At 70.0% G+C, this 25,394-nt stretch carries 25 protein-coding genes; 10 read left to right on the top strand and 15 right to left on the bottom strand.

The annotated features are described in order from the left end of the window. Positions 1-18 precede the first annotated feature (18 nt). The 4 genes from OHT57_RS34350 to OHT57_RS34335 form a co-directional block, all read right to left on the bottom strand. Positions 19-2,235, bottom strand: a complete 2,217-nt coding sequence (locus OHT57_RS34350) for a HelD family protein (RefSeq protein WP_328750628.1) — start codon at positions 2,233-2,235, stop codon at positions 19-21. Positions 2,236-2,403: 168 nt separating this feature from the next. Beyond that, positions 2,404-2,736, bottom strand: a complete 333-nt coding sequence (locus OHT57_RS34345; RefSeq protein WP_328750627.1) for a thioredoxin family protein — start codon at positions 2,734-2,736, stop codon at positions 2,404-2,406. Continuing rightward, positions 2,733-3,161: a MerR family transcriptional regulator gene (locus tag OHT57_RS34340; protein ID WP_328750626.1), complete on the bottom strand. Its 429-nt coding sequence runs from the start codon at positions 3,159-3,161 to the stop codon at positions 2,733-2,735. Before OHT57_RS34340 ends, OHT57_RS34345 begins: the two co-directional genes overlap by 4 nt. Before the next feature lie 29 nt (positions 3,162-3,190). Continuing rightward, on the bottom strand, positions 3,191-3,700 hold the full coding sequence (locus tag OHT57_RS34335; RefSeq protein ID WP_328750624.1) for an Lrp/AsnC family transcriptional regulator: 510 nt from the start codon (positions 3,698-3,700) through the stop codon (positions 3,191-3,193). 45 nt (positions 3,701-3,745) lie between these two features. Here OHT57_RS34335 and OHT57_RS34330 point away from each other — a divergent pair, with 45 nt between their 5' ends. Further along, positions 3,746-4,657, top strand: coding sequence for an NAD-dependent epimerase/dehydratase family protein (locus OHT57_RS34330; RefSeq protein ID WP_443053514.1), 912 nt, complete (start codon positions 3,746-3,748; stop codon positions 4,655-4,657). 216 nt (positions 4,658-4,873) lie between these two features. On the opposite strand, the gene OHT57_RS34325 is transcribed toward OHT57_RS34330, so the two are convergent. Continuing rightward, positions 4,874-5,641 (bottom strand): DUF2127 domain-containing protein, encoded by a 768-nt coding sequence (locus OHT57_RS34325; protein ID WP_328750622.1) that lies wholly within the window; start codon positions 5,639-5,641, stop codon positions 4,874-4,876. Positions 5,642-5,795: 154 nt separating this feature from the next. Between OHT57_RS34325 and OHT57_RS34320 the strand changes: the two genes are divergently transcribed. After that, positions 5,796-6,413 carry a TetR/AcrR family transcriptional regulator gene (locus OHT57_RS34320; RefSeq protein ID WP_443053513.1) on the top strand — a complete coding sequence of 206 codons (618 nt, stop codon included), beginning with the start codon at positions 5,796-5,798 and terminating at the stop codon, positions 6,411-6,413. A gap of 138 nt (positions 6,414-6,551) precedes the next feature. Here OHT57_RS34320 and OHT57_RS34315 read toward each other — a convergent pair whose 3' ends face one another. Beyond that, positions 6,552-7,964 (bottom strand): cation:dicarboxylate symporter family transporter, encoded by a 1,413-nt coding sequence (locus OHT57_RS34315; protein WP_328750620.1) that lies wholly within the window; start codon positions 7,962-7,964, stop codon positions 6,552-6,554. Between the two features lie 227 nt (positions 7,965-8,191). Here OHT57_RS34315 and OHT57_RS34310 point away from each other — a divergent pair, with 227 nt between their 5' ends. From OHT57_RS34310 to OHT57_RS34300, 3 genes are all read left to right on the top strand, one after another. After that, a complete protein-coding gene (locus tag OHT57_RS34310; RefSeq protein WP_328750619.1) occupies positions 8,192-9,835 on the top strand; it encodes a sensor histidine kinase in 1,644 nt (547 codons plus the stop codon). After that, positions 9,832-10,530: a response regulator gene (locus OHT57_RS34305; RefSeq protein ID WP_328750618.1), complete on the top strand. Its 699-nt coding sequence runs from the start codon at positions 9,832-9,834 to the stop codon at positions 10,528-10,530. Before OHT57_RS34310 ends, OHT57_RS34305 begins: the two co-directional genes overlap by 4 nt. A 203-nt stretch (positions 10,531-10,733) precedes the next feature. Beyond that, positions 10,734-10,925: a hypothetical protein gene (locus OHT57_RS34300; protein ID WP_328750617.1), complete on the top strand. Its 192-nt coding sequence runs from the start codon at positions 10,734-10,736 to the stop codon at positions 10,923-10,925. On the opposite strand, the gene OHT57_RS34295 is transcribed toward OHT57_RS34300, so the two are convergent. After that, on the bottom strand, positions 10,917-11,366 hold the full coding sequence (locus OHT57_RS34295; RefSeq protein ID WP_328750616.1) for a PPOX class F420-dependent oxidoreductase: 450 nt from the start codon (positions 11,364-11,366) through the stop codon (positions 10,917-10,919). The genes OHT57_RS34300 and OHT57_RS34295 overlap by 9 nt on opposite strands. A gap of 187 nt (positions 11,367-11,553) precedes the next feature. Here OHT57_RS34295 and OHT57_RS34290 point away from each other — a divergent pair, with 187 nt between their 5' ends. Further along, complete coding sequence (locus OHT57_RS34290) at positions 11,554-12,258, top strand: helix-turn-helix domain-containing protein (protein WP_328750615.1); 705 nt, start codon at positions 11,554-11,556, stop codon at positions 12,256-12,258. A 26-nt stretch (positions 12,259-12,284) separates the two neighbouring features. Here OHT57_RS34290 and OHT57_RS34285 read toward each other — a convergent pair whose 3' ends face one another. Then, positions 12,285-13,310, bottom strand: coding sequence for an ATP-dependent 6-phosphofructokinase (locus OHT57_RS34285; protein ID WP_328750614.1), 1,026 nt, complete (start codon positions 13,308-13,310; stop codon positions 12,285-12,287). A 184-nt stretch (positions 13,311-13,494) separates the two neighbouring features. On the opposite strand from OHT57_RS34285, the gene pta reads away from it, so the two are divergent. The 3 genes from pta (at position 13,495) to pyk (ending at position 18,308) form a co-directional block, all read left to right on the top strand. Then, positions 13,495-15,585, top strand: a complete 2,091-nt coding sequence (gene pta, locus OHT57_RS34280) for a phosphate acetyltransferase (RefSeq protein WP_328750613.1) — start codon at positions 13,495-13,497, stop codon at positions 15,583-15,585. Continuing rightward, positions 15,582-16,790 (top strand): acetate kinase, encoded by a 1,209-nt coding sequence (locus OHT57_RS34275; RefSeq protein WP_328750612.1) that lies wholly within the window; start codon positions 15,582-15,584, stop codon positions 16,788-16,790. The genes pta and OHT57_RS34275 overlap by 4 nt, the downstream gene beginning before the upstream one ends. A gap of 90 nt (positions 16,791-16,880) precedes the next feature. Then, positions 16,881-18,308 (top strand): pyruvate kinase, encoded by a 1,428-nt coding sequence (gene pyk, locus OHT57_RS34270; protein ID WP_328750611.1) that lies wholly within the window; start codon positions 16,881-16,883, stop codon positions 18,306-18,308. 69 nt (positions 18,309-18,377) lie between these two features. On the opposite strand, the gene OHT57_RS34265 is transcribed toward pyk, so the two are convergent. The 5 genes from OHT57_RS34265 to OHT57_RS34245 form a co-directional block, all read right to left on the bottom strand. Then, entirely contained in the window at positions 18,378-18,956 is a 579-nt protein-coding gene (locus OHT57_RS34265; protein ID WP_328750610.1) for a hypothetical protein, read from the bottom strand. Between the two features lie 148 nt (positions 18,957-19,104). Further along, a complete protein-coding gene (locus tag OHT57_RS34260; protein WP_328750609.1) occupies positions 19,105-20,319 on the bottom strand; it encodes a hypothetical protein in 1,215 nt (404 codons plus the stop codon). Positions 20,320-20,413: 94 nt separating this feature from the next. After that, complete coding sequence (locus tag OHT57_RS34255) at positions 20,414-21,022, bottom strand: DUF6114 domain-containing protein (RefSeq protein ID WP_328750608.1); 609 nt, start codon at positions 21,020-21,022, stop codon at positions 20,414-20,416. Positions 21,023-21,206: 184 nt separating this feature from the next. Beyond that, positions 21,207-21,851 (bottom strand): DUF6230 family protein, encoded by a 645-nt coding sequence (locus OHT57_RS34250; RefSeq protein WP_328750607.1) that lies wholly within the window; start codon positions 21,849-21,851, stop codon positions 21,207-21,209. A 651-nt stretch (positions 21,852-22,502) separates the two neighbouring features. Beyond that, positions 22,503-23,480 (bottom strand): tetratricopeptide repeat protein, encoded by a 978-nt coding sequence (locus OHT57_RS34245; protein WP_328750606.1) that lies wholly within the window; start codon positions 23,478-23,480, stop codon positions 22,503-22,505. A gap of 231 nt (positions 23,481-23,711) precedes the next feature. On the opposite strand from OHT57_RS34245, the gene OHT57_RS34240 reads away from it, so the two are divergent. Continuing rightward, positions 23,712-24,350: a TetR/AcrR family transcriptional regulator gene (locus OHT57_RS34240; RefSeq protein WP_328750605.1), complete on the top strand. Its 639-nt coding sequence runs from the start codon at positions 23,712-23,714 to the stop codon at positions 24,348-24,350. Positions 24,351-24,412: 62 nt separating this feature from the next. On the opposite strand, the gene OHT57_RS34235 is transcribed toward OHT57_RS34240, so the two are convergent. Together OHT57_RS34235 and OHT57_RS34230 are read right to left on the bottom strand one after the other, a co-directional pair. Then, a complete protein-coding gene (locus OHT57_RS34235; RefSeq protein ID WP_328750604.1) occupies positions 24,413-24,751 on the bottom strand; it encodes a DUF3817 domain-containing protein in 339 nt (112 codons plus the stop codon). A 64-nt stretch (positions 24,752-24,815) separates the two neighbouring features. Beyond that, positions 24,816-25,325, bottom strand: a complete 510-nt coding sequence (locus OHT57_RS34230; RefSeq protein WP_328750602.1) for a MarR family winged helix-turn-helix transcriptional regulator — start codon at positions 25,323-25,325, stop codon at positions 24,816-24,818. Positions 25,326-25,394 lie beyond the last annotated feature (69 nt).

Raw genomic sequence — 25,394 nt, 5'->3', positions numbered from 1 at the left:
CAGGGTGACCACTGGTACTCAGGTGGTGACCAGCGCCTTCGGCAGTCGGCCCGTGTGCAGCACCCCCAGCCGCTGGGTCGCCCGGGTGAGCGCGACATAGAGATCGCTGGTGCCGTACAGGGCGGGTTCGACCACGAGCACCGAGTCGAATTCGAGCCCCTTGGACTGTCGGGGGTCCAGAAGCACGACGGTCCGCGTGAGGTCCGGTTCCGCGCCCGCCGTCACTCCGTCGAGGCGGGCCGCCAGCCTGCGGTGCAGATGGCGCGGGGCGATGACCGCGAGCCGCCCCTCGGCCGGGGTCAGCTCCTTCACCGCCTCGGCGACCGCGCCGGGCAGGTCGTCGGTGGCGCGCACCCAGGGCCGTTCGCCTGTGGAGCGCACCGAGCTCGGTGGCTCGAAGCCCGGGTCCTCGGCGCGTACCACGGCCGCCGCGAGCTCCATGATCTCGGCCGGGGTGCGGTAGTTGACGCCCAGCCGGACATGCTCCCAGCGGTCCTCGACGTACGGCTGCAGAATCCGCTCCCAGGAGCCGACGCCCGCCGCCTCCGCGGTCTGCGCCGGGTCGCCGACCAGGGTCATCGAACGGGTCGGGCTGCGCCGCATGAGCAGCCGCCAGGCCATCGGCGACAGCTCCTGCGCCTCGTCGACGATGATGTGCCCGAACGCCCAGGTGCGGTCGGCCGCCGCGCGCTCGGCGGCGCTGCGGTGGTCGTCCTGCTCCTGCCGTTCGGCGAACCGCTCGGCGTCGATGATGTGGTGCGCGGACAGGACCTCGGAGTCCTCCTCGGCCTTGTCCTCGAACTCGTAGGTCCGCGAGGCGTACGACACGTCCAGCACACCCTGCGCGTACGCGACCTGGCCCTCCCGCTCGCGCTCGGCCCGCGCCCGCGCCACCCGCTCGTCCACGCCGAGAAGTTCGGCGGCCTCGTCGAGCAGGGGTACGTCGGCCACGGTCCACCCGCGGGTCACCGGGCGCCGGATCGCGGCCGCGTCCTCGTCGGGGAGGTGGCCGACGGGGTCGGCGAGGAAGTCCGCGACCAGCCGCTGCGGGGTGAGCCGCGGCCACAACTGGTCGATGGCGGCCCAGACTTCGGGGTTCTCGGCGATCTCGTCGCGGATCTGGGTGATGTCGCTCGGGTCGAGGAGGCTGCTGCCGTCGTAGGGGTCGGTGCCGACCCGCTCGGCGTACAGCTCGGTGAGCGTGTTGAGGATGTGTCCCTCGAAGTGCTCCCGGGCCACGTTGTGCGGCAGTCCGACGGCACGGGTGCGCTCGCGGGCGACCTTCACCAGACCGTCGTCGAGCATCAGGACCTCACGGTCGTGCTCGATCGCGATCACCGGGTCGGGCAGCGCCTGCCAGCCGCGTACGGCGTCGGCGAGGACGTCCGCCATGGTCGCGCGCCCCTTCACCGCGGCCGCCGCGCGACTGTCGGTCTCCGTCGCCCGTACGCCGGGGAAGAGCTCGCCGACCGTGGCGAGGAGCACGCCGGTCTCCCCCAGGGAGGGCAGTACTTCGCCGATGTAGCCGAGGAAGGCCGGGTTGGGGCCGACGATCAGCACGGCCCGCTTGGCGAGCAACTCCCGGTGTTCGTACAGGAGGTAGGCGGCCCGGTGCAGGGCCACCGCCGTCTTTCCGGTGCCCGGGCCGCCCTCGACCACCAGCACCCCGCGATGGGGGGCGCGGATGATCTCGTCCTGTTCGGCCTGGATGGTCTGGACGATGTCGCTCATGCGGCCGGTGCGCGCGGAGTCGAGCGCGGCGAGCAGTACGGCGTCGCCGGTCGGGTCCTCGTGGCCGGTGCGCTCCTGGTCGCCCAGGTCGAGGATCTCGTCGTGCAGGTCGGTCACCCGGCGGCCGTCGGTGCCGATGTGCCGGCGGCGGCGCAGGCCCATCGGGGTGTGGCCGGTGGCCAGGTAGAAGGGGCGGGCGACGTCGGCCCGCCAGTCGATGAGGATCGGGGTGCGCTCGCTGTCGTCGGCGCGCAGGCCGATCCGGCCGATGTGGTGGGTGAGGCCCGAGGTGAGGTCGATCCGGCCGAAGCACAGCGAGCCGTCGACGGCGTTGAGCGCGTCCAGCAGCCCGGAGCGTTCGGCGACCAGGATGTCCCGCTCCAGCCGGGCCTGCATGGGGGTGTTGCCCTGGGCGAGCGCGTCGGTGACTGACGTCTCGGTGTTGCCTCGCAGAGCGTCCACGCGCGTGTACAGGTCGTCGATGAATTCCTGTTCACGCTTCATTTCATGGTCTGGCAAACCGGTGTTTGACAATTCCACTCCCGCCCGGATACACTGTGCCTACTAAGCTTCTCCGCGGCCTCAATCATATTGAAGTCGCGAATCATTGAATATACCCAAAGAAATCCCCCGAGCACAATTGCTCGGGGGATTTCTTCGTATGCCGTCAGGTCACAGTACGTCCGCCAGCTCCTCCAGCAGCCGCCGCTTGGGCCTCGCCCCCACCATCGAGCGCACCGGCTCGCCGTTCCGGAACACCATGAAGGTCGGCATCGACAGCACCTGGTAGGCGTTCGTGGTCAGGGGGTTCGTGTCGACGTCGAGTTGGACCACCTTGAACCGCTCGCTCTCCTCCGCGGCGAGAGCCGTGAGCACCGGCCCCATCTGCCGGCACGGCGGGCACCAGTCGGCCGTGAACTCCACCAGCACCGGCAGCTCCGAACCGATCACCTCCGCCTCGAAGTCCGTGTCCGTCACCTCGGTCACACCCGCTGCCCTGATCACCTGTGGATCCCTCCCAGTTCGCACTCCGGTTCCGGACCGCCCGGAACCTCCGACTCGGCGGCCAGCCCGTCACGCGCCCGCTCGGCCCGCTCCAGCTGCTGCCCGACCTGGGCCCGCACGGTCTGCAACTCGCCGATCAGCGCGTCCAGGTCACCGAGCTTGCGCCGGTAGACCGCGAGCGAGGCGGGGCACGAGTCGCCCTCGGGGTGCCCGGCCCGCAGACACTCCACGAACGGCCGCGTCTCCTCCAGGTCGAACCCGAAGTCCTGGAGCGTCCTGATCTGCCGGAGCAGCTTCAGGTCGTCCTCGTCGTAGGTCCGGTATCCGTTGTGCCCTCGCCGGGCGGGCAACAGGCCCCGCGCCTCGTAGTAGCGCAGCGTCCGCGTCGTGGTGCCGGCCCGTGCGGCCAGCTCGCCGATTCGCATGGGTACGAACGTAGTCCTTGACGCCGACGTCAAGGCAAGAGCGGTTTGCGCTGCACCGAAGAGGTCAGCACGATCGACGTCGTCGTACGGCCCAGGGCGGACACCGCTTCGAGGACCTCCTCCAGGTGGACCGTGTCCCGGACGGCGACCTTGAGAATCCAGCAGTCCTCGCCGACCACGTGGTGCGCCTCGGTGATCTCCGGCCGCTCCATCAGCTCCAGGGTCCTCGGATGCCGCAGGGTGTAGCCACCGTGCGGGCTGACCCGGATGAACGCCTGAATGCCGTAGCCGAGCCGGCCGGGGACCACGTGGGCGCCGTAACCGCTGATCACGCCCGCCGCCTCCAGGCGCCGCACCCGCTCGGTGACCGCCGCCGGGCTGAGCCGCACCCGTCGGCCCAGTTCGCTGAGTTTGATCCGGCCGTCGGTCTGGAGGAGTTCCAGGATCTGGCGGTCCAGCGCGTCGAAGCCGACCAGGGTTTCGTCGGCGGTGGGACGCAGATTCCGTGTTTCTTTCGGTGCAGCTGCCTGAACTCCCATGGTTCCCCCTTCAACATGTGCTGTCGTGCCGGGAGAATTATGGTCATGGAAAAGGCGCGGGAGATACTCGTCATCGGCGGAAACCGCTACGTCGGCAAGCGGCTGGTCACCCGGCTGCTGGCCGCCGGAGACCGGGTGACGGTCCTCAACCGGGGTTCGTCCGCGCCACCTTCCGGTGCGACCCGTCTCGCCGCCGACCGCGACGACGAAAGCTCTGTGCGGCGCGCCCTGGGCTCCCGCACCTTCGACGTCGTGATCGACCAGGTCTGCTACACCCCGCGCCAGGCGGAGATCGCCCTCCGGGTGTTCACCGGGCGCACCCGCCGCTATGTGATGACCTCGACGGTGGAGGTGTACGAATACGAGGACTCGATCGTCCCGGTACGGGAGGACGCTGTCGACCCGACGACCGTGTCCGCAGATGTCGACCTGCCCTGGGACGTCCCGGAATTCCTGGACTCGCATTACGGCGAGGGAAAGCGCCAGGCGGAGTCGGTATTCGTGGCCTCCCCCGGTTTTTCCTTCACCGCCGTCCGCGTGGCCCATGTCCTCGGCGGCGCGGACGACTTCACCGGCCGGCTCTCCCACTACGCGGACCGCATCCGCACCGGCGAGCCCGTCGCCGTCCCCGTGGACAACCAGCCCGCGACCTATATCCACGTCGAGGAGATCGCCGACTTCCTGGCCTGGACGGCCGGGCAGGACTTCACCGGGCCGGTGAACGCGGCCTCCCACGGGCTGCTGAGCACGGAGGAACTGTGCGAGGCGGTGACCGCGCACTTCCCCGAGGGCAGGACGGTTCTCCAGCCGGTGGAGGTCGGCGAGGTCTCGCCGTTCTCCTTCACCCGCTCCTACGGCATGGACAACTCCCGCGCCACCCGGCTCGGGTTCACCTTCGGCGACGTACGGAAGTGGCTGCCACAGGCCGTGGCGGAGACGCTGGGGACCCGGACCTGAGACGCGGTCCCCGGTCGAGTTCCGGGGCCCTGGGCGGCTCGAGGGTGACGCCGGGTCGGCCGAGCGGGTGCCCGAGCTCCCGGATCCGACCGACAGACGGGCCCAACTGCGGCGCGGCGAAGGCGTGGGAGGAGCACCTCGGCAGACGCCGCATGAAGCAACTGCGCGAGGCGCTGACCCTGCTGCGCGAGGCGCTGACCCGTGGGCGGGGCCCACCTAGACGGCGACCGCCCTCGCCGCCTCCTCGACCTCCAGCAGGGACGCGCTCTGGCGTTCCTCCTCGAAGGCCCGGTGGCCGCCGCGCAGACCGAACAGGCGCTTGGCGAGGAGGATGTAGACAACGGCCAGGACGTTCAGCAGCAGCGTGCCGATCTTCAACCAGCTGATGTGCTCGGTGAGTTCGTAGATCTCCAGGGGGAGGAACGCGGCCGTCGCGACCACCGTCAGGTACTCCGCCCAGCGCTTGGCGTACCAGAGTCCGACCGCCTCGACGAGTTCGATCAGGGCGTACGCCAGCAGCAGCACGGCGACCAGGACAAGGGTGTTGTGCTTGTACCCGAAGGTCTTCTGGACGGTGTCGACGATCGGCGAGTGGTCGAGGTCGTAGTGGAAGTGCCTGAACACCGGCCGGAAGACGTCGAGATACTCGTCGAAGAGCCTGCGCACCGAGTCCTGGCTGTTGCTGAACTTCCAGACCGCCACCGCGGCCAGCACGATGAACACCCCGCGCACCGCCCGCTCGATCGCGAGGAAGCGCAGGACGAACAGATCCCTGAGCACCTTGCCCCGCGGCACCAGGGGCGCGTGGTCCGCGGGGCCCGAGCCGTGCGGCTCACCGAGGGCGAAGTCGCCGCAGCGCAGGCACCGCCAGGCCTCCCCGAGGGCGGTCTCGGCCGACAGCCGCTCCCGCAGACGGGGTTCGTCCGGCGCGTACGTCGCATGGCCGCGGCGCGCACAGGTCCGCCGGTCCCAGTCGATCTTCATCCCCCGTGTGCCTCCGATGAGAACGTGTGCCGTCCGGGGACGGCACGCTAGTGGGGCCGGGTAAGAGTTCGGTGAGACCATGGCCGCGGGTTGCGGCGGTGCGCGAGATGCGACAACTGCACAACGCCGTGCAAGCGCGGCCGGGAGAGGCACAATGGCGGCCATGACCACGGCCCAGTCCAGTCGCGCCGACGCCAACCGCCGCCGCATCCTCGATGTCGCACTCACCGAACTGCTGCGCGACCCGGATGCGTCCATGGAGCAGATCGCCCGCGCCGCAGGGGTCGTACGGCGGACGGTGTACGGCCACTTCCCGAGCCGTGAGGCGCTGGTCGGCACCCTCGCCGACGGTGCCGTGGAGGCGGTGGCGGCCGCTCACACGGCCGGGCGGGAGGGGACCCAGGACCTCGCACAGGCCGTGGCGGGCTCCGTGCTCGCGGTCTGGGAGGTCGCCGACCGCTATCGGATCCTGGTGGCGCTCGCGCAGCGCAGCGTGAGCGTGCGGGGCATCCGCGAGCGGCTGGCCCCCGTGCGCGCCGCCTGCACCGAACTGCTCCAACGCGGCCTCGACGAGGGCGTCTTCGTGTCACCGCTGCCCGCGTCCGCGCTGGCGTACGTCCATGAGCAGATGCTGTTCGCGGTCATGGAGGCGGTGAACGACGGCCTGCTGACAACGGAGGAGGCGGGCCGCTCCGCCGCGGTCACGACTCTGACCGCGGCGGGCGTACCCGCCTCTCTGGCCACCGCGCTGGTGGCGAAACTGAACACGTGAGTTCTTCGTGGGGAGGGGGCCCGGGCGGCCGAGCTACGGGGGAGTACTCGGCCGCCCGGGGTGGGTGAGCCGGGCCCGGGTTCAGGTCGGGCCCGACCCCGCTCAGGGTGGCCCCTGCGGCCACCGGTGGACGGCCGCTCAGGCCTTGGCGAGCTCCTTGTCGCCCTGCTCGGGAGCGTCCGGCTCGACGGCGAGCTCGTCCTCCTGGTCCAGGAGGGTCTTCTCGTCGAAGGGCAGATGACCGGCGAGCACCTGGTCGACGCGCTCGCGGTCGATCTCCTTGGTCCAGGTGCCGATCAGGACGGTGGCGACGGCGTTGCCCGCGAAGTTGGTCAGGGCGCGCGCCTCGCTCATGAAGCGGTCGATGCCCACGATCAGGCCGATGCCGTCCACCAGAGCGGGCTTGTGCGACTGGAGGCCGCCGGCCAGGGTCGCCATGCCGGCGCCGGTGACACCGGCGGCGCCCTTCGAGGCGACGAACAGGAACAGCAGCAGCGGGATCTGCTCGCTGACGGCCATCGGCGTACCCATGGCGTCGGCGATGAACAGCGAGGCCATGGTCATGTAGATCATGGTGCCGTCGAGGTTGAAGGAGTAGCCGGTCGGGATGGTGATGCCGACCACCGGCTTGCTGACGCCCAGGTGCTCCATCTTCGCGATGACCCGCGGCAGCGCGGACTCGGAGGAGGAGGTCGACAGGATCAGCAGGAACTCACGGCTCAGGTACCTGAAGAGCGTCAAAATGTTCAGTCCGGCGACGACCCGTAGCAGCGTGCCGAGCACGATGAAGACGAACAGGATGCAGGTGGCGTAGAAGCCGAGCATCAGGACGGCGAGACTCTTGAGGGCGTCGACGCCGGCCGAACCGACCACGGCGGCCATCGCGCCGAAGGCACCGAGCGGGGCGGCCCACATGACCATGGACAGGACGCGGAAGACTAGCCGCTGGATGTGCTCGACACCGCGCAGGACCGGCTGTCCGACCGAACCCATGGCCTGCAGCGCGAACCCGACGAGCAGGGCGATCAGCAGGGTCTGGAGGACCTCGCCCTCGGTGAAGGCGGAGACGAAGGTCTTCGGGATGATGCCGAGCAGGAACTCGGTGGTGTCCTTGGCCTCCGCGTCGACCTGGGCGTGACCGGCGTTCTTGACCGCGTCCGTGACGGCGAGGCCGGTGCCCGGCTCCAGGATGTTGCCGACGACCAGGCCGATGCCCAGCGCGACCAGCGACATGACCGTGAAGTAGGCCAGCGCGATACCGCCGACGGCGCCGACCTTGGCGGCCTTGCGGACCGATCCGATGCCGAGCACGATCGTGCAGAAGATGATCGGCGAGATCATCATCTTGATCAGGTTCACGAACCCGGTGCCGATCGGCTTCAGCTCGACCGCGAAGTCGGGCGCGACCAGGCCGACGGTGATTCCGATGGCCACCGCGACGATCACCGCGATGTACAGATAGTGGGTGCGGTCCCGCTTCGCGGGTACGGCAGGTGCCGTATCGGGGGTGCTGGCGGCCACGGCTGCCCTCCTTGACGTCTTCGTCGGCATGACCGGAGTGCGGCTCACGTCCGGGCTTTGAGGAATGCCGTGACTATCCCCTGCCCTGTGAGGGCGGTCACCCTTCCGTTCATTGAGTTCACCGGGCAGTTCACCGGGACGGACCACGCGCACCGTGATCCGGAGGGTCCGCGCCCCGGCTGCCCCCGCCCGGACCTGGAATTTTGCCCTGCCCGCGGGGGAAGCGGTGAAAATCGGCCATGGGGCAGACTGACGGCATGCGCATGCCCTCGGTACCGAGACCCCGCAGCCTGGCGGCCCAGCTCTTCGCCATGCAGGCCGTGCTGATCGCGGTCGTCGTCGCGGGGTACGCGCTGTTCACCTACGTCAGCGACCGCGGCCAGGCCGAGGACGCGGCGCGCAGCCAGGCCAAGGCGGTGGCGCGGGCGGTCGCGGACTCCCCGTCCGTACGGCAGGCGATCGGCACCCCGCACCCGACGGCCGAACTCCAGCCGTACGCGCTCAGGGTCATGGCCGACACCGAGGTCGACTTCGTCACGATCATGAGTCCGCAGGGCATCCGCTGGACACACCCCGACAAGAAGCAGATCGGCAAGCACTTCCTCGGCAACACCGAGCGCGCGCTCAGGGGCGAGACCTTCACGGAGACCTACACGGGCACCCTGGGCACCTCGGTCCGGGCGGTCACCCCGGTCGAGGACGACCGCGGACGGGTCATCGGCCTGGTCAGCGCCGGCATACAGGTCGAGAAGATCAGCGAGCGGGTGCAGGGGCAGCTCACGGCCCTGCTCGTCGTCGCGGGCAGCGCGCTCGCGCTCGGCGCCGTCGGCACGTACGTCGTCAACGCGCGCCTGCGCCGCCACACCCACGGCATGAACGCGGCCGAGCTCAGCCGTATGCACGACTATCACCAGGCCGCCCTGCACGCCGTACGCGAGGGGCTGCTGATGCTGGACGGGCAGTACCGTGTCGCGCTGATCAACGACGGCGGGCGGGAGTTGCTGGGTGTGTCCTCGGAGCACAGGGTGATCGGGCGGTCGGTGGCGGACCTCGGGCTGCCTGCGCCGCTGACGGGTGCGCTGCTCGCCTCGGAGCCGCGGGTCGACGAGGTGCATCTGACGGCCTCGCGGGTTCTGGTCGTCAACACCTCCCCGGTGTCCGGCGGAGAGCAGCGCGGCACCGTGGTCACCCTGCGCGATGTGACCGAACTCCAGTCCGTGATGGGTGAGTTGGACTCCGAACGCGGCTTCACCCAGGCGCTGCGCTCGCAGGCCCACGAGGCGGCGAACCGGCTGCACACGGTCGTCTCACTGATCGAACTGGGCCGCGCGGAACAGGCCGTGGACTTCGCGACGGCAGAGCTGGAGCTGGCGCAGGCCCTCACCGACCAGGTGGTCGCGGCGGTGGGCGAGCCGGTCCTGGCCGCCCTCCTGCTGGGCAAGACCGCCCAGGCCAACGAGCGGGGCGTGGAGCTGGTCGTGTCGGACGACAGCCGCCTGGACGACGGACTGCTCCCGCCGTCGCTCCCGGCCCGGGACCTGGTGACGATCCTCGGCAACCTCATCGACAACGCGGTCGACGCGGCCCAGGGCAGCCTGCGGGCACGGGTGACGGTGACCGCGTACGCGGCGGACGGCGGGCTGCTCCTGCGGGTCTCGGACACGGGCGCGGGCGTCGACCCCGCCCACGCCGAGGCCGTCTTCCAGCGCGGCTTCTCCACGAAACCGGCGGGTCCGGGCGGACGCGGGCTGGGCCTGGCCCTGGCCCGGCAGGCGGTGCACCGGCAGGACGGGACGTTGTCCGTGACGGAGGCGGACGGGGGCGGGGCGGAGTTCGAGGTGCGGTTGCCCCTGAGCCGTACGGCCGTGAGATCCGCGTCTGTGCCGGGAGGCCGGGCATGAGCGAGCAGCCGCCCATTCGGGTCCTGGTGGTGGAGGACGATCCGGTCGCCGCGGACGCGCATGTCATGTACGTGGGGCGCGTAGCGGGGTTCGTGGCGGTCGGCAAGGCGCACACGGGTGCGGAGGCGCGGCGGATTCTGGACCGTACGCCGGTGGATCTGCTGTTGCTCGATCTGCATCTGCCGGATGTGCACGGGTTGCAGTTCGCGCGGTCCTTGCGGGCAGCGGGGCACCAGGCGGACGTGATCGCGGTGACATCGGCGCGGGATCTGACCGTGGTGCGGGAAGGAGTGTCCCTGGGGGTCGTGCAGTACGTCCTGAAGCCCTTCACCTTCGCGACACTGCGGGACCGGCTGGCCCGGTACGCGGAGTTCCGCGGCGCGGCCGGGGAGGCGAGCAGTCAGGACGAGGTGGACCGGGCACTGGCGGCCCTGCGCGCGCCGTCCCCCGCGGCGCTGCCGAAGGGGTTGAGCGGGCCGACGCTGGAGCGGGTGACGAGTGCGGTACGGGAGGCCGCGGAGGGGCTGACCGCGGCCGGGGTCGCCGAGGCGGTGGGCACTTCCCGGATCACGGCCCGGCGGTATCTGGAGCACCTGGTGGAGACGGGGAGGGCCGAGCGGAAGCCGGTCTACGGGCAGGTGGGGAGGCCGGAGTTGGTGTACCGGTGGGTGACGGGGGTGGAGCGGGGGCGCTAGCCCGCACCTACCGCCTCCAGGCCGCCGACGCCTACACCCGCCTCACTCAACCCACCCAACCCCCCGCCACCCCCACCCTCGGCAGAACCGCCCACATCCGCGTCCCACCCCCAGGCTCTCGACGCGACCGAGAAAGCGTCGCTCCCCCCAGGCGCCTCACGCGACTTCATCCGCACGCTGGCCAACGACCTCCAGGAGCCCTCATGCCGGACATCACCTGGGAAGAGCCCTTCTGCGGCGAGGGCGCCAACTGCTTCCGCATAGGCACCGACCTCACCGGCAACGCCTACATCGCCATCGCCGGCCAAGAGGGCCACTACCTCACCGACACCCACGACGCCCTCCGCGCCCTCATCAACGAGATCAAGGCCGGCAAAGCCGACCACCTACTCTGACGGCAGCACCCCGGGACGGAACGGCTCCACCCCCACCACCCTCCGCACCCGCACCGGTTCGATCAGCAGCATCACCCGCCGCTCCCCCGGCAGCAACCACGGGTACCGCTCCTCCCCGATGTACTTCCGCGTGAGGCGGTCCATGGAGCGCTCCGCCTCCTCGCCCTCCACGAAGCGGACGACCCGCCCCCGGATCTCGACGCGGTCGTAGGGGTTCTCGGGGTCGTGGTGGGAGAGGGAAACGTTCGGATTGCGCCGCAGGTTTTCCTCCTTCACACGTCCGATCGCCGTGTTGACCATGACGTACTCACCTTCGAGGTCCGCCCACATGGGCGAGACCTGCGGCGCTCCGTCCGGGCCGACGGTCGCGAGATGCCAGAAGTTCGGCGCCAGCAGCCGCTCGCGAATATGCCCCTCTACCTTGCCATTCACTTCGTACACGAAGATCGCACCTCTTTCCGGCCACCCGTCCGGGCACCCGGCGCCATCCTCGCCACCCCGTGCGCGCCACGGACAGACGATCTTCGGCCAGCCCGAACCCACGGCCGAAACCGTAGGTTCCTACGATCCGTGATCCTGGCCGAACAGATCGTAGTCACCGCACTCCCACGCCCCTAGCTTGTGGCCCGTGCGCCGACCCCCCGCCCTGCCGAACCAGCCCGGACCGCCCTTCGACAACCTCACCGCCCGCAGACTCCGTGTCGCCCTCGGCATGGGGCCCGAGCACGTGGCCTACGGGCTGCGCGTCTCCTACGGACTGCCCTACGTCGCCCCGGATCTCGTCGTCGCCTGGGAGCGCGGGGCCGTCTGCCCGACGAGTCCGGAACTCACCGCTCTCGCGGGCGTGTTGTGGTGCTCACCCGGTGAACTCATCGGCCGCCCCCGCACCTTGCGCGAGCACCGCGTCTCACGCGGCATCGCGCCGGAGGACGTCGCCCGCGCCGTAGGGCTCGAACTGCTCGTCTACCTCGGCATGGAGGAGCACGACGAGTGGCACGGCACCGACCGCCAGTCCACCGCCCTGGCCGAACTGCTGGAGCTGAACCTGCCGGACTTCGTCGCCGTCACGGGCCGTGAGAAGCGGCTCGCCGAGTGTCTGCGCGGCGCGGTCGGCACCCGCTGGCAGGCCTACGTCCGTCAGGTCGCGAGGATCGTGCCCCTGGACCGGCACCTGGTGGAGGACACCCTCCAGGAGCTGCACCGGCAGTACCAGGGGCAGATGGTGTCCACCCTGAGCTGGGGCGGCGGCACCGCGGACGCCGGCGAGGCCGGCCGGGAGTTCCTGGACGACATCGTGGAGCGGTTCTGGGAGACGGTCGGGAGACGGCCGTAGCGGGGCCACGGCGTCCGGAAGGACGTCTAGAAGACCGACTCCGCCTCGTCCATCCGGTCCTTCGGGACCGTCTTCAGCTCGGTGGTCGCCTCGGCGAGCGGCACCATCACGATGTCGGTGCCGTTGAGCGCGGTCATCCTGCCGAACTGGCCCCGGTGCGCGGCCTCCACCGCGTACCAGCCGAAGCGGGTGGCGAGGACCCTGTCGTACGCCGTGGGCACACCGCCGCGCTGCACATGGCCGAGGATGACCGGCTTGGCCTCCTTGCCGAGCCGGCGCTCCAGCTCGTACGCCAGGGCCGTGCCGATGCCCTGGAAGCGCTCGTGGCCGAACTGGTCGATCGCGCCGTGGCCGTAGTCCATGGAGCCCTCGGCGGGGTGGGCGCCCTCGGCGACGCAGATGACGGCGAACTTCTTGCCGCGGGCGAAGCGCTCCTCGACCATCTTGACCACGTCGGCCGGGTCGAAGGGGCGCTCGGGCAGGCAGATGCCGTGGGCGCCGGCGGCCATGCCGGACTCCAGGGCGATCCAGCCCGCGTGCCGGCCCATGACCTCGACGACCATCACGCGCTGGTGGGACTCGGCGGTGGTCTTGAGCCGGTCCATCGCCTCGGTGGCGACGCCGACCGCGGTGTCGAAGCCGAAGGTGCGGTCGGTGGAGGAGATGTCGTTGTCGATGGTCTTCGGGACGCCGACGACCGGCAGGCCCGCGTCGGACAGCATCCGCGCGGCCGTGAGGGTGCCCTCGCCGCCGATCGGGATGAGCGCGTCGATGCCGAACTCGTGGATCATGTCGGAGGCGTTCTCGCACGCCTCGCGCAGCCGGTCGCGCTCCAGGCGGGAGGAGCCGAGGATGGTGCCGCCGCGGGCCAGGATGCCGCTGACGCTGTCCAGGTCGAGGACGCGGTAGCGGCCGTCCAGGAGGCCCGCGTAGCCGTCCTCGAAGCCGATGACCTCGTCGCCGTAATTGTCGACCGCTCGGTGCACGACCGACCGGATCACTGCGTTCAGACCAGGGCAGTCGCCGCCTGCGGTGAGAACTCCGATACGCATCGTGCTGTGTCTCCTGCTCGCTGTTGATACCGGTGAGCCAGGTTCGATTCTTTCACGTCCTTCGCGCGCCCGGCGCATCCATTGCTGACGGGCGCCTTAACCATCGATCGAGGTACTGTCAAGAGGGTTTCCGCTCACCTCGGTGGGCGATTTTCATGACCCGTGCGAGAGAGGGAGAGCACGCGTGACCCGCAGCGTGTACGTGACCGGTATCGACCGCGGCGACGGCCGCCAGGTCGTCGAACTGGGGGTCATGGAGCTGCTGACCCGCCAGGTCGACCGGGTGGGGGTGTTCCGGCCGCTGGTGCACCACAGTCCCGACCGGCTCTTCGAGCTGCTGCGCGCCCGCTACCGGCTCTCCCAGGACCCGGCCACCGTCTACGGCCTCGACTACCACGAGGCCTCCGCGCTGCAGGCCGAGCGCGGCACCGACGAACTGGTCTCGACCCTCGTCGACCGCTTTCTCCTGGTGGCCCGCGACTTCGACGTCGTCCTGGTCCTCGGCACCGACTTCGCCGACACCCAGCTCCCGGACGAACTCTCCCTCAACGCCCGGCTCGCCAACGAGTTCGGCGCCGCCGTGATCCCGGTCGTGGGCGGCCGGGGGCAGCCCGCCGAGTCGGTGCTCGCGGAGACCCGCAACGCCTACCGGGCCTACGACAGCCTGGGCTGCGACGTCCTCGCCATGGTCACCAACCGGGTGGCCCGCGAGGACCGGGACGAGATCGCCGAGCGGCTGTCCGGCCGGATGCCCGTGCCCTGTTACGTCGTGCCGGACGAGCCCGCCCTCGCCGCGCCCACCGTCGCCCAGATCGGACAGGCCCTCGGCGCCAGGGTGATCCTCGGCGACGACTCCGGCCTCGCCCGGGACGCGCTGGACTTCGTCTTCGGCGGCGCGATGCTGCCGAACTTCCTGAACGCCCTCACCCCGGGCTGCCTGGTGGTCACCCCGGGCGACCGCGCGGACCTGGTCGTCGGCTCGCTCGCCGCGCACAGCGCCGGCACCCCGCCTATAGCGGGCGTGCTGCTCACCCTGAACGAGGTGCCGAGCGACGCCGTCCTCACCCTCGCCGCCCGCCTCGCCCCCGGCACCCCGGTGCTCTCGGTACCCGGCAACAGCTTCCCCACCGCCGCCGAACTCTTCGCCCTGGAAGGGAAGTTGAACGCGACCACGCCTCGCAAGGCGGAGACCGCGCTCGGTCTCTTCGAGCGGTACGCCGACACCGCCGACCTCGCCCGCCGGGTCTCCGCGCCGAGCAGCGGCCGCCTCACCCCGATGATGTTCGAGCACAAGCTCCTGGAGACGGCCCGTTCCGACAAGCGCCGCGTCGTGCTGCCCGAGGGCACCGAGCCGCGCGTCCTGCACGCCGCCGAGGTCCTGCTGCGCCGGGGCGTGTGCGACCTCACCCTGCTCGGCCCGCTCGACCAGATCCGCAAGAAGGCCGCCGACCTCGGCATCGACCTCGGCGACTGCCAGTTGATCGACCCGGCCACCTCCGAACTGCGCGACTCCTTCGCCGAGAAGTATGCGGCGCTCAGGGCCCACAAGGGCGTCACGGTCGAGCTCGCCTACGACGTCGTCTCCGACGTGAACTACTTCGGCACCCTCATGGTCCAGGAGGGCCTCGCCGACGGCATGGTGTCCGGCTCGGTGCACTCCACGGCGGCGACGATCCGCCCGGCCTTCGAGATCATCAAGACCAAGCCGGACGCCGACATCGTCTCGTCCGTCTTCTTCATGTGCCTCGCCGACAAGGTGCTCGTGTACGGCGACTGCGCCGTGAACCCCGACCCGGACGCCGTGCAGCTCGCCGACATCGCCATCCAGTCGGCCGCGACCGCCGAGCAGTTCGGCGTGGAACCGCGGATCGCGATGCTCTCGTACTCCACCGGCACGTCGGGGTCGGGCGCCGACGTCGACAAGGTGCGCGAGGCCACCGAGCTGGTACGGCAGCGGCGGCCCGACCTCAAGACCGAGGGGCCGATCCAGTACGACGCCGCGGTCGAGCCGACCGTCGCGGAGACCAAGCTGCCGGAATCGGAAGTGGCCGGACAGGCAACGGTTCTGATCTTCCCGGACCTCAATACAGGTAACAACACCTACAAGGCCGTGCAGCGTTCGGCCGGCGCCATCGCCGTCGGCCCGGTGCTCCAGGGTCTGCGCAAGCCCGTCAACGACCTGTCCCGGGGCGCCCTGGTCTCGGACATCGTCAACACCGTCGCCATCACGGCGATCCAGGCCCAGACCTCTACCGAAAAGGCTCCCCAGCAGTGAGCGCCACCCGCATCCTCGTCCTCAACTCCGGCTCCTCGTCGCTGAAGTACCAGCTGCTCGACATGCGGGACAGCGGACGGCTGGCGATGGGGCTCGTCGAGCGCATCGGTGAGCAGTCCTCGCGGCTGAAGCACACACCCCGGGGCGGCGAATCCCGCGAGCGGACCGGCCCGATCGCCGACCATGACGCGGCACTGAAGGCCGTGGCGGAGGAGCTGGCGAAGGACGGGATCGGCCTGGACTCCCCCGAGCTGGCCGCGATAGGCCACCGTGTGGTGCACGGCGGTCAGAGCTTCACCGAGCCGACCGTGATCGACGAGGCCGTGCTCGCCGAGATCGAGCGGCTGATCCCGGTCGCCCCGCTGCACAACCCGGCCAACCTCACCGGCATCCGCACCGCGCGGGCACTGCGCCCCGACCTGCCCCAGGTCGCCGTCTTCGACACCGCGTTCCACACCACCATGCCGGAGTCGGCGGCGCGCTACGCGATCGACGTGGAGACCGCCGACGCCCACCGCATCCGGCGCTACGGCTTCCACGGCACCTCGCACGCGTACGTGTCCCGGGCGACGGCGAAGCTGCTGGGGAAGTCGCCGCACGAGGTGAACGTGATCGTGCTGCACCTCGGCAACGGCGCGTCCGCGTCCGCCGTGCGGGGCGGCCGGTGTGTGGACACCTCCATGGGGCTGACGCCTTTGGAGGGGCTCGTGATGGGTACGCGCTCCGGTGACATGGACCCGGCCGTCATCTTCCATTTGATGCGTGTTGGCGAAATGTCCACGGACGAGATCGACACTCTTCTCAACAAGAAGAGCGGGTTGATCGGCTTGTGCGGGGACAACGACATGCGGGAGATCCGCCGCCGGATCGACGAGGGCGACGAACAGGCACGGCTCGCCTTCGACATCTACATTCACCGGTTGAAGAAGTACATCGGCGCCTATTACGCGGTGCTCGGCAGGGTGGACGCGATCGCGTTCACGGCCGGCGTCGGGGAGAACGCGGCCGAGGTGCGCGCGGCCGCCGTGGCAGGCCTTGAGGAGCTGGGACTGTCGCTCGACCCGGCACTGAACGCCGTACGCGCGGACGAGCCGCGGCTGGTGTCGCCGGCGAACTCACGAGTAGCGATCGCGGTGGTGCCGACGGATGAAGAATTGGAAATCGCGACACAGACTTACGCACTGGTCGGACACGAAAGCAACTGAGCGGTAACCGCAACTGAGCACGCGCCCGCCCATTTGTATCTTCCACCAGACGGAATATTCCGTAGCGAAACAAACCGATAGGATCGCCCCATGCGCCGTTCGAAAATCGTTTGTACTCTCGGCCCCGCGGTCGACTCCCACGAGATGCTGGTCTCGCTGATCGAGGCCGGCATGAACGTGGCCCGTTTCAACTTCAGCCACGGCACGCACGCCGAGCACCAGGGGCGGTACGACCGCGTCCGCGCCGCCGCCAAGGAGACGGGCCGGGCCATCGGGGTCCTCGCCGACCTCCAGGGCCCCAAGATCCGGCTGGAGACCTTCGCCGAGGGCCCCGTCGAGCTGGAGCGCGGTGACGAGTTCGTCATCACCGCCGAGGACGTCCCGGGTGACAAGAGCATCTGCGGGACGACCTACAAGGGCCTGCCCGGTGACGTCTCCACCGGCGACCAGATCCTCATCAACGACGGCAACGTCGAGCTGAAGGTCCTGGCCGTCGAGGGCCCGCGGGTCAAGACGATCGTCATCGAGGGCGGTGTCGTCTCCGACCACAAGGGCATCAACCTGCCCGGCGCGGCCGTGAACGTCCCGGCGCTGAGCGAGAAGGACGTCGAGGACCTCCGCTTCGCGCTGCGCATGGGCTGCGACATGGTCGCCCTGTCCTTCGTGCGGGACGCCAAGGACGTGGACGACGTCCACAAGGTGATGGACGAGGAGGGCCGCCGGGTCCCCGTCATCGCCAAGGTGGAGAAGCCGCAGGCGGTCGACAACATGGAGAGCGTCGTGATGGCGTTCGACGCCGTCATGGTGGCCCGTGGCGACCTGGCCGTCGAGTACCCGCTCGAGAAGGTCCCGATGGTGCAGAAGCGCCTCATCGAGCTGTGCCGCCGCAACGCCAAGCCGGTGATCGTGGCGACCCAGATGATGGAGTCGATGATCACCAACTCGCGCCCGACGCGCGCCGAGGCCTCCGACGTCGCCAACGCGATCCTGGACGGCGCGGACGCGGTCATGCTGTCGGCGGAGTCCTCGGTCGGCGCGTACCCGATCGAGACCGTGAAGACGATGTCGAAGATCGTCGCCGCGGCCGAGCAGGAGCTGATGTCCAAGGGCCTGCAGCCGCTGGTCCCGGGCAAGAAGCCCCGCACACAGGGCGGTTCGGTCGCCCGCGCGGCCTGCGAGATCGCCGACTTCCTCGGCGGCCGCGGCCTGGTGGCCTTCACCCAGTCCGGCGACACCGCCCGCCGTCTCTCGCGCTACCGCGCGTCCCAGCCGATCATCGCGTTCACCACGGACGAGAGCACCCGCAACCAGCTCACCCTCAGCTGGGGCGTGGAGTCGCACGTGGTGCCGTTCGTGAACACCACGGACGAGATGGTCGACATGGTCGACCAGGAGATCGCGAAGATCAGCCGCTTCAACCCCGGCGAGATCGTCATCATCACCGCGGGCTCGCCCCCCGGTGTCGCGGGCACCACCAACATGCTCCGCGTGCACCACATCGGCGGCATCGCGCAGTAGTCCTCCCTGGACAGCACCGAGGGCGCCTCCTGCGACGGGGGGCGCCCTCGGCTTTGCCGGAGGCGGGGGCTACGGCAGCCCTTCGGCCACCCGCGCCCACTCCTGGACCTCACTCCAGCGGGGGTGATCCGCGAGAAGCGCGGCGAGCGGCCTCACCGTGGCGAGCAACCGCCGGATCATCCGAAGCGCCAGGATCCGCTCACGGAATGCCAGGATCTCGTCCGGTTTCACCTCCCGCCACCACGAGGCCAACCGGTCGGCCTCCTCCACGGACATGGGCATGGCGGCAAGCGCGCATTCCAGCACGGCCTCGGGGTCGAGCAACGCGACACCCGCGCGCGGCCCCATGTGGTCCAGGAGCCAGGACCGCAGCCACAGGTCCCGTAGCAGCCACTCGTTGCCCTGCTCGCCGACGGACCGCTCGGCAGCCGCCAGCAGCGCCGCCCACGCGTGCCCGATCTCGCCCCACTGCTCCTCGGTCAGCCAGGTCGGGCCGTCCGGATGGACCTGAAGCCGGGCGGCGAACTGCTGGGCCGCGGCCATCCACTGGCTCACGTCCCCGTCGACGATGGCGACGCCCGGCGCCGACCAGCGACGCACATGGCCGTCGAGGTCGAGCCGGTCAAGCTCCTCGAAGGTCCCGCTCACCCGAACATCACCCCCGCCGCCTCGAACATCACCGGCGGCCTGTGGTGTTGCACGCGGTCTCTCTTGTTCCACAACAGCACGGAGGGCGCCCCCTGTTGGCAGGGGGCGCCCTCCTTCTGTGCGGCTCCCGGAAAAGTTCGGTGAGGGCTCAGCCCTCCGAGTACTGGCGCATCCCGGGTACGTGCAGGGTTCCGCCGTACTGGCCGGCCTGCTTGACCGTCACGTTCGTGAAGTAGATCAGCGGGATGTTCAACGGCGGCGGGCTGTCCGGGCTGAACGTGATCGGGATCAGCCCCAGCAGGTTGCCGGAGATGCTCTCGGTGTACATCACCGTGTCGCCGTCGGTGATCGTCGACGTGGTGCCCTTGCCCGCCTGCACGTGGTAGGTCTTCCCACGCTCGGTGACGATCTGGTGGAGGTCGCCGATGTCGGTGCCGCCGGAGATGACGTACTTCAGGACCTTCTTGGTCTGGCCGCCGGCCGTCTTCACCTTGACGACGCCCTGGTAGTCGGCGCCCTTCAGCAGCAGCGAACTGGCCTTGAGGGTCCAGGCGTTGTCCGCCACCGTCACGCCGGGCTCGGTGTCGCCGACGTCGTCCGTGGCGGCCGGGCAGTCCTCCGGGTCCGTGCTGGAGCTCGCCGACGGGCTCGGGGAAGCCGTGGCGTCGGCCGCCGCGGCCTCCGCCGCCTTCGTGGTGTCCTCGACGGCCTTGGTGGTGTCCTTCGCCGCCTCGGACGCCGTGTCGGTCGTGTCCTTGACGGTCTTCTTCACCGTGTCGGTGACCTTGTCGGTCGTGTCCTTGACGGTGTCGGAGGCGCTCGCGGAGGCCGAGGCGGACGGTGTCGGGCTGGCGCTCGGCTCGCTCGTGGCGTCACTCGTGTCGCTCGACGACGAACTGCCGCCCGTGAAGATGCCGGTGATCGCGTCGCCGATGTCCTCGAGAAGGTTGCTGTCCTTGCTCGCGGAGGCCGACGGGGACGGCGTGGCGGTGTCGCTGCCGGAGGAGCTGGTCTCCTTGCTCGCCGAGGCGGACGGAGTCGGCGTGGGCGTGGCCTTGTCGTCGGAGCCCGAACCCGAACCGGACGACGAGGAGTCGTCGGAACCCGAGCCCGTGTCCGACCCCGAGCCGGAGGAGGCCGACGGGGACGGCGTCGCCGTGGTGTCGTCGGAGCCCGAGGCACTCGCCGAGGCGGACGGCGACGCGCTGCCGTCCAGCGCCGCCACACAGTCCTTGTACTCGTCGACCGTCAGGCTCTTCGAGGTCGGCTGGTCGGCGGCCAGGGCGAGCGTCGGCGTGAACCCGATGCCCATGAGCACCGCGGTCGGCATCGCCGCCATGGCTATCGCCTTGCCGGCCGGCATGTGGAACCTGATGAACAGCGGCTTCTTCGGTGCCGCGTGCCGAGGCCCCGATCTGGTCCCGGTCGAGACCGCGGAGCTCTCGCCTTGAATCCCGTCAGCCGACACGGGACCCTCCGTTCACATTGTCGGCGGCCCAGGCGGCCTCGGGCGTACCGTCCGGGGTCGCGCGGTGTCCGGACTCGGGGGCCCGGTACGGCGCCCCCGGCTCGTCCGTCACCGGCCTGAGGATCGCGGTGTCGGGGTCGGCGGCCAGGGGCGCACCGCCCTCGTCCGTCCCGCCCTCCGGCAGCGGCTGCGGCTGCGGCGGCGCTCCCGGCACCCAGGAGACCGCGAGCGCTCCGCCGACGAGGGCGAACACGAAGCCCAGGATGAAGCCGCCGATGTTGGAGACCACCAGGGACACCAGGGAGAGGACGATCGCGGCGACACCGGCGAAGATGCGGGTGGCGTACTGGAACCACATCGTCAGGCCCAGGGTCACCAGGAGGACACCGATGATGAGGGAGCCCGCACCCGCGGTGGTCGCCATGGCGATCGACATGGTGCCCAGCTTGAAGGTGGCGTACGGGAAGTAGGCGATCGGCAGTCCGCCGAGCATCGTGAACAGACCGGCCCAGAAGGGGCGGTGGCCTCGCCAGGCACGGAATCGCAGGCGCAACCGGTCAAAAGTCCCGGTGCTCTGGGCCGGAGTCTCGGCACTCATGGAAAAAGCTCCCTGGGTCCGGAAGTACGTACCGGCTCGGCCGTAGGCGTGGAGAACCGGAAAGTCTGTCTGTGTGCATGCGGTCCGGCGGGAGCCGGGCCGGCCATGCGGGGCGGAGAAACACCTGCCTTCCCCGCCCCTGGAGCGACTCAGCTGCGCCGAGTCACCCCTGTGGCCTCAGCCGTCAGAAGCACTCCATGCTGGAGCTGGTGCCGAGACGCATCTTCAGGCCGCTGAGCTTGAAGGTGCCCGCCGTGGTGGCCCACGCCGTCTGCTCGACCTTCGTCAGGTCGGCCGAGTCGGCCTGCTGAGCGAAGCCGCCCGGCAGGACGTTGTCGCCGCCCCTGACCGCGGGGCCCTTGCTCTGGTCCTTGACCGCAACACCGATGTCGATGTTCTTGAACGTCGCGTCGGCGTCGAGCTGGGCGACGTCGATGTAGAGGTTCTCGGCCTCGACCTTGTGGTTCGCGTCCGGACCCGCGTCAAGACGCAGGTAGAACGTCTTGCCTATGAGCGGGATCTCGGTCTTGACCGACTGGCACATGTTCGTGATCTGAGCCGTCTTGAACGACGAGACCGCGACCGGGCGCACCGTCTTGCTCGTGCCGTCGGTCGACGTGTAACCGGAGTCGATAGCGCCGTACTGGGCGAAGCCCTGGCCCTCAAGGTGTCCGGCGGACACCTTGAACTCCTGGCCGGACACGCTGAACGACGCGGCGAGCGCACCCTGCGCCAGCCCGACACCCACGCATGCGGCCGCTGCGACGCTGGGCACCATGACCACAGCGAAGCGCTTCCATCTGGTCCCGCCACGCACCTGGGACTGCATATGTCCTCCTTCTCGGACGTACATCTCCTGGCCCTGACTGCCCTGTCGAAATGGACGGCTCAGCCGGGCAGGGATGGGAGAAGTGCTACGTCCTCGGGAAGGGGAGCGCCTGCACTCGGAGGCGCAAACCGCGCACCGATCACCGGCGATCACCCCCGAGCGACAACCACTGGTCGCGCCTGACACACATCACGCACAACCTTGCTGGACAGGCTCCGCCGCATGGGCGAAGACCCCCCTGTCCAAGAGCCGGCGCACCTGCCGCCGACCCTGCTCGGTGGGGACCCAAGGATTCCCGCCGCCCGACCGGCTGTCGGGGTACGGGAAAGGACCGAGCGTCGCCGATCGTGGTGCATTCTCGCCGCCCGCACAAGGGGCTTCGTTACTCGGTAGTAACGGCGGGATAACCGAACAACGACCCGCTGGTCTCGGGCGGCGACGCTGGGTGGCAACCAGGGGGATGACAAAGGAGTTGATCGACGGACAGAACCCGACAGAACGGCGCCCCTGCCTTACTTGAAGTAACAACGGCCGCGATTACCAAGTTTTGGTAAAGCGCGGCCGCAGTGATGCTTCTCCGTCATTTTTTTCACTCCGGCACCACATGCCGGGATGTTTAACGACTGGTCAGAACCGGGGTCCTCGCCCCGCTCAGAACAGGGCGCGCGCGAGCGCCCGGCGAGCCGCCGACACCCGCGGATCATCGGCGCCGACCACCTCGAAGAGCTCGAGGAGCCGCAGCCGTGCGGCATCCCGGTCGTCACCGGCCGTGCGCCGCACGGTGTCGATGAGCCGTCCGAACGCGTCCTCGACATGACCGCCCACCAGATCCAGGTCGGCGGCGGCGATCTGCGCCTGGGCGTCGTCCGGCTTCTCGGCCGCGTCCTGGCGTGCCCGCTGCGGGTCGAGTCCCTGCACCCGGTGGAGCAACTCGGCCTGGGCGAGCCCCAGTTTGGCCTCGGAGTTGCCCGGGTCGTCGCTCAGTACGTTCTTGTAGGCCTGGACGGCCCCGCCGAAGTCCCCGGCGTCCAGGGCGCGTACGGCGGCTTCGAGGAGTGCGTCGTACGGCCCCGCCGGCACGGCCGCGGGCTGCGGGGCGGCGCCCGGCCCGGCGTCCGGGTCGACCGTGAGGCCGGTCAGCCCGAAGCGCTCCTCGGCGACCTGCACCAGCTGGTCCAGGGTCTGCTGGATCTGTTCCTTGCCGGCGGCACCCTGGAAGAGGGGCAGCGCCTGGCCCGCGACGACCGCGAAAACGGCCGGGATGCCCTGCACCCCGAACTGCTGCATCAGCATCTGGTTGGCGTCGACGTCGATCTTGGCGAGGAGGAGGCGTCCGCCGTACTCGACGACGAGCTGCTCAAGGACCGGGCTCAGCTGCTTGCAGGGCTCGCACCACTCGGCCCAGAAGTCGATGACGACCGGGACCTCGCTGGACCGCTGGAGGACATCGCGCTCGAATCCCGCCTCGTCGACGTCGATGACGAGATCGGCCGGGGAGACGGCGCCCGGGCCGCCGCCCTGCCGCGCCGCTTCGGCGCGCGCCTGCTCCGCCTTCGCCTTGGCCTCCTGGGCCGACTTCACCGCGGCGAGGTCGACGACTCCGCTCATGGACATGTTCCGTGGCTGCATGCGCCTATCCTCCCCCGTGCGCCCGCGTCTGCGAAAAGCGTTCTGAAAGCCGGTCGTGCAGCGCGGCCCGGCGCCGGGTCCCCACCCCACGCCGTGCTGGCCGTCACTCGCGTACGTCCGCCGCGAGCTTCCGCTACGAGTCGTAGCGTAATGGCATCGGACCGCTGCCCGGTACCCCACCCCGGTGATCTCCCTCACTGCGACACGTGAACCGCCGGTTATGGTCGTGGGATGCAGAGCCGCACCCCCGCCCCGCGCGCCACAGGGCGCCCTCGCAGCGCCGCCGCGGACACCGCGATCCTCGCCGCGACGCGGGAGGCGCTGGTGGAACTGGGCTGGTCGAAGCTGACCTTGGGGGACGTGGCGACGCGAGCCGGGGTCGCCAAGACGACTCTGTACCGCCGCTGGGCCGGCAAGAACGAACTCGTCGTCGACGCGGTGGCGGAACTCTTCGACGAACTGGAACTGCCCGACTGCGGCACCCTCGCCGCCGACATCGAGGGCGTCGTCCTGCAGTTCGCGGCGATCCTGGCGCGGCCGGAGGCGCGGAACGGGCTGATGGCGGTGGTGGCGGAGTCGTGCCGCGACGACGCACTGCGCGAACGCATCCGTTCGTCGATCGTCGACCGTCAGAAGCGCCTGGTCCTGGAGGGCCGGCAGCGCGCCCAGGCGCGCGGCGAGCTGCCCCCGGAGTCGGACCTGGGGGAAACGACCCGCACGGTCGACCTGATCTTCGACATGGTGGCGGGTGCGGTGGTCCACCGCACCCTGGTGAGCGCGGAACCCGCGGACGCGGAATGGGCCCACGGCTTCACCCAGGTCCTGCTGACGGGCCTGGCGGGAACGTCCGCCGAGAAGGGCCGCTCCTAGCACCCCGGCGGCTCCGTGCACTCCCCCACTCGTCCCGCCGCCCAGCTCCGACGGCGGTGGGGCTACGCCTTGACGGGCGCCGGAGCCGCGTCCACGATCCTGCCCTCGAGCTCGTGAGTGATCTTCCGCTCCACGAAGAAGGCGGCCGTGGGGACCGTCCCGGCGAGCAGGACCCACAGCTGCTTGCCGACCGGCCACTTCGCCTTGGAGCCCAGGTCGAAGGCGAAGACCAGGTAGACGACGTACAGCCAGCCGTGCGCGATGGCGACGACGCGGGTGAAGTCGGCGGCACCGTCGATGTCGAAGCCGTACTTGGCGATCATGCTCAGGCACAGCAGGACCAGCAGCACACCGGTGACGTAGGCCAGGACGCGGTAGCGGGTCAGCACGCTCTTTTTCATGCGTCCGAGCGTAACCACCCGTTCCGGGAGATCTTGGCCCGGGTCGCCCCTTCCCCGGCCGGGGTCACTCCTCGTCGAAGTCCCGGGCGGCGACCCTCAGCGGCCGCAGCATCGCGAAGATCTCCGCGCACTCCTCGGCGTCGTACACCCCGAGCCCGAAGTCCATCGCCATGAGGTCACGGGTGGCCGCCTCGACGACCTCACGGCCCTTGCCGGTGATGGAGGCGAGGGTGCCGCGCCCGTCGTTGGGATTGGGCCGCTTGTCGACCAGACCGGACTTCACCAGGCGGTCCACGGTGTTCGTCACGGAGGTGGGGTGCACCATGAGCCGCTCGCCGATCTTCGACATGGTCAGCTCCCCCGCCTTGGAGAAGTTGAGCAGCACCAGCGCCTCGTACCGCGCGAAGGTCAGTCCGTACGGCTTGACCACCGCGTCGACCTCGCTGAGCAGGATCTGCTGTGCGCGCATGATCGAGGTGATCGCGGACATGGACGGCACGTTTCCCCAGCGCTGCTTCCAGAGCTCGTCGGCGCGGGCGATGGGGTCGAAGGGAAGACTGAGCGGCTTCGGCACGGCATCGACCTTACCGGCCGGTCACATCGTGGTCAGCACCGTCTCGTCCTTCGGTCCGCGCGAGGCGAG

This window comes from Streptomyces sp. NBC_00285, assembly GCF_036174265.1.
Classification (GTDB): domain Bacteria; phylum Actinomycetota; class Actinomycetes; order Streptomycetales; family Streptomycetaceae; genus Streptomyces.
Note: the sequence above shows the minus strand (reverse complement) of the source record. Positions and strands in the feature narration are given on the sequence as shown.